Genomic DNA, 12,000 nt, shown 5'->3' on the forward strand with positions numbered 1-12,000 from the left:
TGTGCCTGAACATGGCCCGCTGGCTTGAAACCGAGTGGTGCGGCTTTGTGCCGCCACCGCACCTGGCTTGAACCTCTGAAATCCCCCCATGTCCGACCTCACTGACATTACCGACTTCAACGCCAGCAAGCTGTCCGAGCGCATCCACCAAAGGCAAGTGTCCTGCACCGAAGTGATGTGTGTGGGTGGACCCACTGGGCACCAAAGGCCCCATGGACCGCACCGTGCGCAACCTGGCGCGCCTGCTGGCCACGCAGTCAGGGCACGACGCACGCCAGCCTTTGTCGATCAAGGTCTGCGTCGATGTGTCGGGCTTGCAGTACAGCCACCATGCAGCCTGCCTGCGATCAGTCTGCCTGCGGGCTTTCACCCGACACATGGCTGGCCCATGGGCTTGCAACTGATCGGCAAGCCGCAAGGCGATGTGGCTTTGCTGCAGGTGGCGGCGGCCTGCGAGGCCGTGCGCGGCGACTGGCTGCAAAAGCGGCCAGCACAAGCCTGAGCGCTTCTCAGACCGCCGTCAGCCGACCCGGCCGGCTTGTGGTCACCCGTGCGCCATAGCGGCCCATGTCGAAACCTTCGGCGCGGATGGCAGGCGGCTGACCCGAAATCACATCGGCCAACAACTGGGCACTGCCGCAGGCCATGGTCCAGCCCAGTGTGCCGTGCCCGGTGTTGAGGTAAAGTCCAGTCAACGGCGTAGCACCCACCAGTGGAGTGCCGTCAGGCGTCATGGGGCGCAAGCCAGTCCAGAACTGCGCCTTCGACAAGTCACCCCCGGGAAAGAGTTCGCATGTCACTTTTTCGAGCGTGGCGCGGCGACGTGGATTCAAGCGCAAATCAAAACCGGCCAACTCGGCCATGCCACCCACGCGCAGGCGGTCGCCCAGGCGGGTCAGTGCGACCTTGTAAGTCTCATCCAGCACGGTCGACTGGGGGGCCAGCGAGGCATCACTCAGCGGCATGGTGAGCGAATAGCCTTTGACCGGGTAAACCGGGATGTCAAGCCCCAGCGGCAACAACAAGTCACGCGAGTAGCTGCCTGCAGCAAGCACCACAACATCAGCTTGCAAGCGCTCGCCCGCAAGCCCGGCCACATCGCTCAATTGCAGCCCAGTGACGCGATGACCATCGCGCATCAACGATTGCACTGAACAAGACAGTCGCAGCTTCATGCCCAAAGCGCAGGCGCGCTGCGCCAACTGGCGGGTGAACAGATGGCAGTCTCCGGTTTCGTCGTTGGGCAGTCGTAAGCCGCCACTGATCGGAACACGGACCTTGCCCAATGCAGGCTCTGCACGACTGACCCCGGCAGCATCCAGCAGCTCAAAAGGCACGCCGCAGTCCTGCAGCACGGCCACATCGCGCGCGGCAGCATCCAGCTGGGCTTGGCTGCGAAACAGCTGCAAAGTGCCCTGGCTGCGCGCGTCATAGGCCACGCCGGTCTCTGCACGCCAGACGCGCAAGCAGTCACGGCTGTACTCGGACAGGCGCATCATTCGCTCTTTGTTGACGGCATAGCGGTCGGCTGAGCAGTTGGCCAGCATGGCCGCCATCCAGCGCCACTGAAACAGACTGCCGTCCAGGCGAATTGCCAACGGCGCATGGGCCTGAAACGCCCATTTCAGGGCTTTGAGCGGTATTCCAGGGGCCGCCCAGGGCGTCGAATAACCCGGCGAGACCTGACCTGCATTGGCAAAACTGGTTTCCAGCGCCACATCAGGCTGCCTGTCCACCAAAGTCACATCGGCACCTTGGCGCAAGAGCGCCCAGGCTGTGCTGACCCCGATCACCCCACCACCCAGCACCACCACTTTCATGTCAGACTCACTTTTGACTAGAGATTGAGCGATGTTATGGATTTATTGCAGAATATTTTTTTGAATTGATGTCTAATAACAGCAAATTCAACTGAACCCAGGGCCATTTTTCGGCCTTGGCCGCAAAATGTCCGATCCTGACCGCATTGACCTGAAGATTCTCGATCTGCTGCAGCGCAATGGCCGCATGTCGGTCACCGAGGTGGGTGAACAAGTGGGCCTGTCCACCTCGCCGTGTTCAGAGCGCATCAAAAGGCTCGAACGCCAGGGCCTGATCACCGGCTACCACGCCCGAGTCGATGCCACAGCTTTAGGCAAACCCCTGTTGGTCTTCATCGAAATCACACTGTCCCAGAAATCGCCTCAGGTGTTCGAGACCGTGCGGCTCGAAGTGGGCTTGATGCCCGACGTCCTGGAATGTCACCTGGTTTCCGGCAGCTTTGATTACCTGGTCAAGGCCCGCTTACGCGCCATGAGCGACTACCGAGAACTGCTCGGCGCCATCCTCGACAAGATCCCGGTGCCCGCACAATCCAACAGCTATGTGGTCATGGAAGAAATCAAGGAAAGCACGGTCCTGACCTTGAACCACTGATCTCCCAATGACACTCAGGCCCTAACGGCTCGGCGAGCACTCCACACCCATAGCACGGAGCCGCCCAACATCATCGGCAAACACAACCACTGGCCCATGCTCATCCCCAGACTCAAAAGGCCCAAATGGGCATCAGGTTCGCGGAAAAATTCGGCCACAAAGCGGAAGAAGCCATAGCCCAGCAAAAATGCGCCTGAGACTTGGCCCGTGGGGCGGTCTTTGCGGGCAAACCACCAGAGCAACACAAACAGCAGCAAACCTTCCAGCGCAATTTGGTAAAGCTGCGACGGATGGCGCGGCAAATCGCCCGCCCCCCGGAACACCATGCCCCAGGGCAATGCAGGATCAGCCACGCGACCCCAGAGTTCGCCATTCAGGAAATTGCCCACCCGCCCTGCCGCCAGACCCGTGGGCACACAGGGCGCCACAAAGTCCATGACCTGCAAAAACGGCCGCTGACGGGTGCGGGCAAACCAGACCATGGCCAGCATCACACCCAACAATCCGCCATGAAAACTCATGCCCCCTTGCCAGATGGCCAAAATTTCGAACGGGTTAGACAGGTAATAAGCCGGTTTGTAAAACAGGCAATAACCCACGCGCCCGCCCAAAATGACGCCGAGCACGCCCAAAAACAGGATGTCTTCCACATCGCGTTTTTGCCATTGCGGCAAGTGTTTGAAGGGCGCATGGCCCAGACGCCGCACGCCCAGCCAGAAAAACAGGCCAAAAGCGGCCAAATAGGTCAGGCCATACCAGTGGATGGCCAAGGGGCCCAATTGCAGAGCGACGGGGTCAATTTGAGGATGGATCAGCATGCCCGGATTGTGCACCGGAGATGCCCCGGACTGGACATAAAGGCCTGACCAGCGCCCGTTAGAATGTGGCGACCTTCTTTTGGGCTTCTACAGAGACACCACCATGAGCGACAAAATCATCCCGATCACCCCCATCAACAGCCGCAGCGCCAACATCACCGAGGGCAAATCGCGCGCGCCCAACCGGTCGATGTACTACGCCATGGGCTATGAACAGAGCGATTTCGTCAAACCGATGGTGGGCGTGGCCAACGGGCACAGCACCATCACCCCCTGCAACAGCGGTCTGCAGAAGTTGGCCGACGCGGCCATCGAGGGCATCGAAGAAGCCGGTGGCAACGCCCAAGTCTTTGGCACGCCCACCATCTCGGACGGCATGGCCATGGGCACCGAGGGCATGAAGTACTCGCTGGTCTCCCGCGAGGTGATTGCCGACTGCGTGGAAACCTGCGTGCAAGGACAGTGGATGGACGGCGTGCTGGTGGTGGGCGGCTGCGACAAGAACATGCCCGGCGGCCTGATGGGCATGCTGCGCGCCAACGTTCCGGCCATTTACGTTTATGGCGGCACCATTTTGCCGGGCCGCTACCAAGGCAAAGACCTGAACATCGTGAGCGTGTTTGAAGCCGTGGGCGAAAATGCAGCAGGCAAGTTGAGCGACGAAGACCTGCTCGAAATCGAAAAGCGCGCCATCCCCGGCACCGGTTCGTGCGGTGGCATGTACACCGCCAACACCATGTCGTCTGCTTTCGAGGCCCTGGGCATTTCCTTGCCCTACTCCTCCACCATGGCCAACGTGCACGACGAAAAAGTCGAATCGGCCAAAGAGTCGGCCCGTGTTTTGGTGGAAGCCATCCGCAAAGGCATCAAGCCGCGCGACATCGTGACCCGCAAGTCCATTGAAAACGCGGTTGCCGTGATCATGGCCACCGGTGGTTCCACCAATGCGGTGCTGCACTTTTTGGCCATTGCGCATTGCGCAGGCGTGGAGTGGACCATCGACGACTTCGAACGCATCCGCCAACGCACCCCCGTTTTGTGCGACCTCAAGCCCAGCGGCAAAGCTTTGGCCGTTGACCTGCATGTGGCCGGCGGGATTCCGCAAGTCATGAAGATTTTGCTCAACGCCGGTTTGCTGCACGGCGATTGCATCACCATCACCGGCCAGACCATTGCCGAGGTGCTCAAGGATGTGCCCGACGCGCCGCCCGAGCAAAGCGTGATCCACACCATCGACAACGCCATGTACAAGCAAGGCCACCTGGCCATCCTCAAGGGCAACTTGTCACCCGAAGGCGCTGTGGCCAAGATCACCGGTCTGAAAAACCCGGTCATCACCGGCCCAGCCCGTGTGTTCGACGACGAGCAATCGGCGCTCGAAGCCATTTTGGCGGGCAAGATCAAAGCCGGTGACGTGATGGTTTTGCGCTACCTCGGCCCCAAAGGCGGCCCCGGCATGCCCGAAATGCTGGCACCCACGGGCGCGCTGATCGGTGCTGGCTTGGGCGAAAGCGTGGGCCTGATCACCGACGGCCGTTTCTCCGGTGGCACTTGGGGCATGGTGGTGGGCCACGTCGCCCCCGAAGCGGCAGCCGGCGGCAACATCGCGTTTGTGCATGAAGGCGACAGCATCACCATCGATGCGCACAAATTGGTGCTTGAGCTGAACGTGCCCGAAGCCGAACTGGCTAAACGCCGCGAAGGCTGGACCGCACCTGCGCCGCGCTACACCCGCGGCGTGCAAGCCAAGTTTGCTTTCAATGCGTCCAGTGCCAGCAAGGGCGCCGTTTTGGACATGTTCTGACCCACCACCCCCACCATCGGCACAGGGCCTGAGTTTGTCCACCACCTGTGACATGCTGCGCCCACCCGAGTGGCGTGTGAGTTGCCGGATGCGAGCCTTGAAGTTGTCCAGTGCCTTGTGTCACAGAACGCACCTCTGCAAGGAAGGTATGTCGTCAGCCATTCAATTCCCCGACAACCTCAACTAAAACCGCGCTCCAATGCCACGTTGAAGCGCTCTCAGAACGCCGCTAACATTACTTGTGGACGGTGTTGATCGCGCGCATTGACGAGGTTTTTGGCGAAACCCCAAGTCCGCCGCTGCTGTGCCCGCTGTGAGATGGGCAAATGCGCCTGATCGCATTTGTCACCGAGGGCAGGCAGATCAGAAAGATCCTTGATCACATCGGGGTGGACTGCGTGCCCCCGCACATTGCCCCGGCGCGCGGTCCACCGTTTTAGGATAACTGCGATGCGCATGTCGGTGAGGATGGTGCGCTCGAAGTCGAGCCGGAGTGGGATCTGGCAGCGCAACCGGCCCCGACTTTGAGGTCGATCAGCGCGTTAGCTGGTGAGTTGAGTTGGTCAGGGACGGCAACAGCGGTTTTGCCAACGCTGCGGGGAATGGCTGTGCCTGGCACTGCCCAAAACGGGTCATGGCGACAAATCTCGGAAAACCTCGGGCAACTGGCCCAGAGCAAGCACCCAAACGGCCCCCCATATTCAGGCTTGTGATGCCCCAACCCGATGCCATACTTGTGCTCATGCGGTTGGATTTCCTAGCCGCCGCGAAAGTGACAAGACCATGGGCTTCAACGCATCAACCGATGTGTATGAAAAACACGTGGCCTCGGGCGTTATCGGCCCACCCAAAGTCGTTCGTACTGCATTGCAAGATGCGGCATCGGTTGCTGGTCTGTTGATCACCACTGAAGCATCTATCTCCGACGCACCAGAAGATAAGGCCAGTGGCGCTGGCGGCATGCCAGGCGGCATGGGCGGTATGAACTTCTAATCGTCCAACGCTTTTTAATGCACACAAAAAGGGCCGGAGGGGAAACCTTCCGGCCTTTTTTTTATGCCGCAACCCAATTGCCGTGAAAGCCGGGCGGGATGCGGTGCGGGATGTGGATGATGGCTTGAGGAGCGGCTTCGAAATTGGCTGCGTTCAGGATCACCAGATCGGTCGTCTGCGCCGCAATGTTCACAACATAGCCCATCAGCCAACCATCATCCTCCGCCTTCGCCGCTTGCTTTGGCACGAAAACAAACTCGCCGGGGATATGGCCCGAACCGAAATCATGGACTTGGCGTACGCCAGCCTCAAGGTCATGCTTGAACAGCTTTGACTCGTTCGGCGAGGCCACGCCATCGGGCAGCGACACCGTATAGGCAAACCGATACGGCTTACCGATGCGTGTCTCATTGGGGCGAGGAAATTCTTGGGAATCTGGGTCAATTACCATGCGCGCGGTGCTGCGCGCGGCTGGATCTATCGTCCAGCGTTCAAACGGCACGCGCGCTGAATCCGGGCCGATTTTGCTTTCGGCAAACATCGTATCGTGCGCGCAGACATCCATGATGACTGTGCCGTCTTCGGCCTCAAAAGCGTTGCAAGGGTGGAACACATAACACGACGCGACGTCGCACCAGATGACATCGTCGCTGCGGCCCTCCTTTGGAAGCAGACCGATGCGCGCCTTGTGAGCGGGGTTCCATGTATAAGGAAAAGGGTGGCCTGCGAGAAATGTCTTCAGCGAGAAGGTCACAGGTAAATCAAGGATGATCACATAGTTTTTGGTGATCATACAACCGTGGATCGACGGGCCATCCTGTACGCGGATGGGTTCCTCGCGGCGGACCTTGCCTTTGGCATCGACGACTACATGCCAGATCGTGTCGGCGATATCGGCGTTATAGGTAATCGCATGCATTTCCCCGCTGTCATGGTCGAGATTCGGATGTGCAGCGAAAGCATTTTTGAGCGTCCCGCCAAAGGGATCAGAGGCGATGGTTTCGAGTTCCTCGTTAATCCGCACAGGATAGCCACCTGCCTCGACAATCGCCCATGTCTCGCCAGCATGGCCCAGGACATTGGTGTTGACTGTATCAATCGCGCCGTTGCGTGGCCCCGGCGCATCGGGAAGGCCGAGCGCCTCAGTGACTTTCCGGCTCTTGATCCAGCGGTTGCGGTACCACAACGCTTTGCCGCCATGCAGCCGCACGCCATGCACCATGCCGTCGCCGAGGAACCAGTGATAGGCGGCGGGATTTTCGGGAGCCACCTGATTGGGGCCGTTGCGAATATAGCGGCCGTCCAGTTCGCTCGGGATGCTGCCGGTTACTTTCAAACTATCGAGCGTCAGTTCCGCATCCATTGGCGCGTGAATACCGGTCAGATAGGGATTGGGTTTATCCGCTTTCATCCGGCCACGATTAAAAACGGAAATCTTGGCCACAGCTTTGCTAACAACGCCGCGGATCAATGTTTCGACTGCACTTGCCATATCAACTCCTTTGCTTGAACTTTGACTCATTAAAATTTATCTTGCGATCTTCATCATGCGTCCCATGTCACACCTCGGCCAAACGATTGGCGGCGTCTTTCACAGCGCCACGAATACGAGGATAGGTGCCACAGCGGTACAGGTTGCCGGACATGGCCTCGTCAATCTCGGCATCGGTGGGGTTCGGGTTGGCAATCAACAAGGCGGCGGTTTGCATGATCTGGCCTGACTGGCAATAACCGCATTGCGCTGCCTGCGCATCGAACCATGCCCCCTGTACTGCGTGCATCGCGTCTGGCGTACCCAGGCCCTCGATGGTTGTGACGGCCTGTCCGGCGATATCAGCCAAGGGGTTCTGGCAGGACCGGATCGCCTGACCATCGAAAAGGACAGTGCACGCCCCACAGGCGGCGTCCCCGCAGCCATATTTCGTGCCGGTCATATCGAGCACATCGCGGAGCACCCACAAAAGCGGTATGTCCGCTGACAAGTCGACGGCTCGAGTGGTGCCGTTCAGGTTAAAGGAAATGGACATAGAACACCTATTCTGTTTACTTTGACAAATTGGTGGCAAATCGTCAGCCCCTGCCATACTTGTGATCATGCGGTTGGATTTCCTATCCGTTCTTCTGAGGCCAGTTGGCGGTGGTGGGTGAAATCCTTGAACACCTGGATGACGGTGGACAGTGCAAGGATCAGCGCGGCTGCGGGCTGGTAGTGGTGGATCGCCAATTAAATCGTGGCGGCCAGGCGGGTGCCCTGGTTGATGGCGCGCTTGGCGTCCAGCTCGGCGGCCACATCAGCGCCGCCAATCAGGTGGACCGAGCAGCCCTCGGCTTGAAGCGCGCCATACAGCTCGCGCTGCGGCTCCTGCCCGGCGCACAGGATGATGTTGTCGACGGCGACAACCTGCTCCGTGTCACCCACACGAATGTGCAGGCCCGCATCGTCAATCTTCTGGTACTGCACGCCAGGCGTCATAACCACATGCTTGGCCTTCAGCGAGGTGCGGTGGATCCAGCCCGTGGTCTTGCCCAATTGGTCGCCCACTTTGCTTTCTTTGCGCTGCAGCAGGTGCACCTTGCGTGGCGAGATTTCGGCATGGGCTGGCTTGATGCCGCCAGCATGGGCATAGCCCGTATCGATGCCCCACTCGGCATAAAACTTGGGCGCATCCACACTGGGGCTGGTGCCCGAGTGGGTCAGGTACTCGGACACATCAAAACCAATGCCGCCCGCCCCAATGACAGCCACGTTCTTGCCCACGGCCTTGCCGTCGCGCAGCACGTCCAGATAACCCATGACCTTGGGGTGGTCCACGCCTTGGATGGCGGGCGTGCGCGGCGTCACGCCGGTGGCCAGCACCACCTCGTCAAAACCACCGGCCTTCAAGGCATCTGCCGTCACGCGGGTGTTCAAAGACACCTTGACACCGCGCAGTTTCAACTGCCGGTCAAAGTAGCGCAGCGTCTCGTAAAACTCTTCCTTGCCCGGTACCTTCTTGGCGATGTTGAACTGGCCACCAATCTCGGTGGCAGCGTCAAACAGCTCAACGCTGTGGCCACGCTCTGCTGCGGTAACGGCAAAGCTCAGGCCCGCAGGGCCAGCGCCCACCACTGCAATGCGCTTGGTCTGGGTTGCAGGTGTTATCACCAGCTCAGTCTCGTGGCAGGCACGCGGGTTGACCAGGCAAGACGTGATCTTGCCGCCAAAGGTATGGTCCAGACAGGCCTGGTTGCAGCCTATGCAGGTATTGATCTCGTCCGCTCGGCCCTCTGCGGCTTTGCGCACAAATTCCGGGTCGGCCAGGAAAGGCCGGGCCATGGATACCATGTCGCAGAACCCATCGGCCAGCAGTTGATCGGCCACCTCGGGCGTGTTGATTCGGTTGGTGGCCACCAGCGGTATGCCCACAAGGCCCTTGAGCCGCTGGGTCACCCAGGCAAAGGCGGCGCGTGGTACTTTGGTGGCGATAGTGGGTATGCGCGCTTCATGCCAGCCAATGCCGGTGTTGATGATGGTGGCGCCCGCTGCTTCAATTCCTTTGGCCAGCTGGATCACCTCGTCCAACGTGGAGCCACCCGCCACCAGGTCCAGTGCCGACAGGCGGTAAATGATGATGAAGTGGGTTCCCACGCGCTCGCGCACGCGGCGCACGATCTCGACCGGAAAACGTATGCGGTTCTCGTAACTACCGCCCCATTCGTCGTCGCGGTGGTTGGTGCGGGCAGCGATGAATTCGTTGATCAGATAACCCTCAGAGCCCATGATCTCCACGCCGTCGTAACCGGCGTGTTGTGCCAGTGCGGCGCAGCGCACAAAGTCTTCCACGGTTTGCTCCACCTCGTCGGTGCTTAGCCCGTGCGGAGTGTACGGGTTGATGGGTGCTTGCAAAGCGCTGGGAGCCACCAGGTCTTTCTGGTACGAGTAGCGGCCAAAGTGCAGTATCTGCATTGCGACTTTGCCGCCTTCTTTGTGTACGGCATCTGTCACCACGCGGTGGTGTTCGGCTTCTGCCTCGGTGGTCAGCATGGCGCCGCCCTTCATGGGGCGGCCGCGTTCGTTGGGGGCAATGCCGCCGGTCACGATCAGGCCAACGCCACCGCGGGCGCGTTCTGCATAAAAGACAGCCATGCGCTCGAACCCGTTGGGCACCTCTTCCAGGCCCACGTGCATGGAGCCCATCAGGACACGGTTTTTCAGGGTGGTAAAGCCCAGATCGAGCGGCTTCAACATATGGGGATAAGCGGCCATGGCGGTCCTTTATGCAACTGGTTGCACAATTCTAAATAGAATCCCGCCAACCTTGCAACTGGTTGCATAAAATAGAGTTTTCGCCCAAAACGCACGCCCATGTCCCTGCCGCACGCCTTACTCACCGCCCTGATGGAGCAACCCAGCTCCGGGTCCGACTTGGCGGGTCGGTTTGACCGCTCAATTGGTTACTTTTGGCAGGCCACGCACCAGCAGATTTACCGGGAGCTGGGTCGCCTGAAAGTAGCGGGCTGGGTGGAATCCCTGGCGCCCGAGGCGGGTCGGGGTCGCAAAAAGGTCTACCAGGTCTTGCCCGCAGGCCGTGCCGAACTGGAGCGCTGGGTCGCCGAAGACCAAGCCCCCAAACCCTTGCGCGACGAGTTCATGGTGCGCCTGCGGGCCGAGGCAGTGGTGGGTCCCACCGGCCTGGCAAACGACATACGACGCCGACTGGAACTGCACCGGCAAAAGCTGGCTGTTTACCGCGCCATCGAAGAACGAGACTTTGCCCGTGAAGACCTCTTACGCAAGGCGCAGTTACAGCACCTGGTGTTGGGTGCGGGCATCTTGCAGGAAACCATGTGGATCGAGTTTTCTGAAAGGGCGCTGGCACTACTGGACCATTCAAACCAATAAATGCTATGGTTTTGGTGGCACCCTATTGAATACTCTCTTGGGCTAGCACCCGTTTTTGCCAAAAAACCCCATTCAAGACGGTAACTGTCGCCCGTGACCACTTCAGGTGGCACCGGTTCATTCGGTGATCTGCCTTCAAGTGGCCGATGATCGGCTCGATGGCTTGTCGGCGCTTGAGATCTTTTTTGTCTTCATCCGTCAGACTCTTGAATTTGCCACGGTGCTTGATGTCGATGTCGGGGTTGGCCTTGTCCACCCCCCGGTAGCCCAGGTCAACGATGGCCTTGTGCGGTTTGGTGTCCATGGCTTGCATGAGGACGCTGGCTTGTTCCGCTTGCTCACTGAGCGTGTGCCCCTCGGCAAGGGAATGGAGGCCTTTTTCAATAGGGAACAAAGACCGGCATCCAGGTGGTGTATGCGGCTAGGCTGGCGAGGCAATTGGCGCAGTTGAACCGGGCTCAGGCGCCACGGGACATGAATTTGCCAGGCTGGCGGCTTCATCCGCTGTCTGGAGGGCTTGCTGGGCGCTGGGCGGTAACGGTCAGCGGCAATTGGCGCTTGACGTTCCGGATTGAGGATGGCGATGCGATCCTGGTCGATTACCAGGATTACCACTGAGGTACACGAGATGAGCAGGATGCACAACCTACCCCACCCCACCCCACCCCACCCCACCCCACCCAAGGTTAACGCTGCGAGATGATATTTTGCCCGCCCTGGGAATGAAATGCGGTTCTTGTTCATCGGCTCGCGATTTATGCTCCACGCTTCCTTCCCGCGCTCGCTCACCCTCACGCAGTTGCGCTTCACTTTGCTCAATATGACCAGCTCGCAGCAGGACTTGCACCCGCAGGTGTGCGCCCATGCTGGGCGCACCATGAAAAAAACCCGCCAAGGCGGGTTTTTCATTCGCGGCCTTGACCAACAGGTCAGGGCTTCAAGAGACAGATCACAAGCCAACGGCCGCAATACCCGCTTTGGCGATTTGTGCGTCTTCGGTCGACTTGACGCCGCTGACACCCACTGCGCCCAAGCAAAAGCCGTCCTTCATGATTGGCACGCCGCCTTCGAGCATGCCCTGAATGCTC

Annotated in this window: 13 protein-coding genes and 2 pseudogenes; 7 read left to right on the forward strand and 8 right to left on the reverse strand. The window is 59.6% G+C overall.

Annotated features, from left to right (window positions below; all coding sequences use genetic code 11):
* The first annotated feature begins 179 nt into the window (after nucleotides 1-179).
* Entirely contained in the window at nucleotides 180-404 is a 225-nt protein-coding gene (locus tag ACIQ47_RS12050) for a hypothetical protein (RefSeq protein ID WP_396438344.1), read from the forward strand.
* A gap of 105 nt (nucleotides 405-509) precedes the next feature.
* Here ACIQ47_RS12050 and ACIQ47_RS12055 read toward each other — a convergent pair whose 3' ends face one another.
* Nucleotides 510-1,853, reverse strand: a complete 1,344-nt coding sequence (locus ACIQ47_RS12055) for a D-amino acid dehydrogenase (protein ID WP_396438351.1) — start codon at nucleotides 1,851-1,853, stop codon at nucleotides 510-512.
* Between the two features lie 94 nt (nucleotides 1,854-1,947).
* Between ACIQ47_RS12055 and ACIQ47_RS12060 the strand changes: the two genes are divergently transcribed.
* Entirely contained in the window at nucleotides 1,948-2,415 is a 468-nt protein-coding gene (locus ACIQ47_RS12060) for a winged helix-turn-helix transcriptional regulator (protein ID WP_396438345.1), read from the forward strand.
* Nucleotides 2,416-2,429: 14 nt separating this feature from the next.
* Here the strand turns inward: ACIQ47_RS12060 and lgt are convergent, their stop codons facing one another.
* Nucleotides 2,430-3,233 carry a prolipoprotein diacylglyceryl transferase gene (gene lgt, locus ACIQ47_RS12065; RefSeq protein WP_396438346.1) on the reverse strand — a complete coding sequence of 268 codons (804 nt, stop codon included), beginning with the start codon at nucleotides 3,231-3,233 and terminating at the stop codon, nucleotides 2,430-2,432.
* Between the two features lie 103 nt (nucleotides 3,234-3,336).
* On the opposite strand from lgt, the gene ilvD reads away from it, so the two are divergent.
* The 3 genes and pseudogenes from ilvD to groEL form a co-directional block, all read left to right on the forward strand.
* Nucleotides 3,337-5,037 carry a dihydroxy-acid dehydratase gene (gene ilvD / locus ACIQ47_RS12070; RefSeq protein ID WP_296291700.1) on the forward strand — a complete coding sequence of 567 codons (1,701 nt, stop codon included), beginning with the start codon at nucleotides 3,337-3,339 and terminating at the stop codon, nucleotides 5,035-5,037.
* A gap of 233 nt (nucleotides 5,038-5,270) precedes the next feature.
* A pseudogene (locus tag ACIQ47_RS12075) lies at nucleotides 5,271-5,590 on the forward strand (IS91 family transposase); the annotation flags it as partial.
* A 233-nt stretch (nucleotides 5,591-5,823) separates the two neighbouring features.
* Nucleotides 5,824-6,030: pseudogene (gene groEL / locus ACIQ47_RS12080) on the forward strand (chaperonin GroEL); the annotation flags it as partial.
* A 61-nt stretch (nucleotides 6,031-6,091) separates the two neighbouring features.
* Here the strand turns inward: groEL and ACIQ47_RS12085 are convergent.
* From ACIQ47_RS12085 to ACIQ47_RS12100, 4 genes are all read right to left on the reverse strand, one after another.
* On the reverse strand, nucleotides 6,092-7,522 hold the full coding sequence (locus ACIQ47_RS12085) for a carotenoid oxygenase family protein (RefSeq protein ID WP_396438347.1): 1,431 nt from the start codon (nucleotides 7,520-7,522) through the stop codon (nucleotides 6,092-6,094).
* A 67-nt stretch (nucleotides 7,523-7,589) separates the two neighbouring features.
* Nucleotides 7,590-8,057, reverse strand: coding sequence for a (2Fe-2S)-binding protein (locus ACIQ47_RS12090; protein ID WP_296291696.1), 468 nt, complete (start codon nucleotides 8,055-8,057; stop codon nucleotides 7,590-7,592).
* A 65-nt stretch (nucleotides 8,058-8,122) separates the two neighbouring features.
* Entirely contained in the window at nucleotides 8,123-8,254 is a 132-nt protein-coding gene (locus ACIQ47_RS12095) for a hypothetical protein (protein ID WP_296291693.1), read from the reverse strand.
* On the reverse strand, nucleotides 8,255-10,276 hold the full coding sequence (locus tag ACIQ47_RS12100) for an FAD-dependent oxidoreductase (RefSeq protein WP_396438348.1): 2,022 nt from the start codon (nucleotides 10,274-10,276) through the stop codon (nucleotides 8,255-8,257).
* Between the two features lie 99 nt (nucleotides 10,277-10,375).
* Between ACIQ47_RS12100 and ACIQ47_RS12105 the strand changes: the two genes are divergently transcribed.
* Nucleotides 10,376-10,912 (forward strand): PadR family transcriptional regulator, encoded by a 537-nt coding sequence (locus ACIQ47_RS12105; RefSeq protein WP_396438349.1) that lies wholly within the window; start codon nucleotides 10,376-10,378, stop codon nucleotides 10,910-10,912.
* A 22-nt stretch (nucleotides 10,913-10,934) separates the two neighbouring features.
* Here ACIQ47_RS12105 and ACIQ47_RS12110 read toward each other — a convergent pair whose 3' ends face one another.
* Entirely contained in the window at nucleotides 10,935-11,306 is a 372-nt protein-coding gene (locus ACIQ47_RS12110; protein WP_396438350.1) for a hypothetical protein, read from the reverse strand.
* A 17-nt stretch (nucleotides 11,307-11,323) separates the two neighbouring features.
* Here ACIQ47_RS12110 and ACIQ47_RS12115 point away from each other — a divergent pair, with 17 nt between their 5' ends.
* On the forward strand, nucleotides 11,324-11,530 hold the full coding sequence (locus ACIQ47_RS12115) for a type II toxin-antitoxin system RelE/ParE family toxin (RefSeq protein WP_396438352.1): 207 nt from the start codon (nucleotides 11,324-11,326) through the stop codon (nucleotides 11,528-11,530).
* 331 nt (nucleotides 11,531-11,861) lie between these two features.
* Here ACIQ47_RS12115 and ACIQ47_RS12120 read toward each other — a convergent pair.
* The coding region (locus tag ACIQ47_RS12120; RefSeq protein WP_396438353.1) for a heme-binding protein at nucleotides 11,862-12,000 on the reverse strand (139 nt) is incomplete at its 5' end.

The organism is Limnohabitans sp., assembly GCF_044373035.1.
Taxonomy (GTDB): domain Bacteria; phylum Pseudomonadota; class Gammaproteobacteria; order Burkholderiales; family Burkholderiaceae_C; genus Limnohabitans_A.

What these genes read in the sequence shown, in the direction of transcription:
- ACIQ47_RS12090 (WP_296291696.1), bottom strand. Translation starts at nt 8,057, where the DNA reads ATGTCCATTTCCTTTAACCTGAACGGCACCACTCGAGCCGTCGACTTG.
- ACIQ47_RS12105 (WP_396438349.1), top strand. Translation starts at nt 10,376, where the DNA reads ATGTCCCTGCCGCACGCCTTACTCACCGCCCTGATGGAGCAACCCAGC.
- ACIQ47_RS12060 (WP_396438345.1), top strand. Translation starts at nt 1,948, where the DNA reads ATGTCCGATCCTGACCGCATTGACCTGAAGATTCTCGATCTGCTGCAG.
- ilvD (WP_296291700.1), top strand. Translation starts at nt 3,337, where the DNA reads ATGAGCGACAAAATCATCCCGATCACCCCCATCAACAGCCGCAGCGCC.
- ACIQ47_RS12085 (WP_396438347.1), bottom strand. Translation starts at nt 7,522, where the DNA reads ATGGCAAGTGCAGTCGAAACATTGATCCGCGGCGTTGTTAGCAAAGCT.
- ACIQ47_RS12100 (WP_396438348.1), bottom strand. Translation starts at nt 10,276, where the DNA reads ATGGCCGCTTATCCCCATATGTTGAAGCCGCTCGATCTGGGCTTTACC.
- lgt (WP_396438346.1), bottom strand. Translation starts at nt 3,233, where the DNA reads ATGCTGATCCATCCTCAAATTGACCCCGTCGCTCTGCAATTGGGCCCC.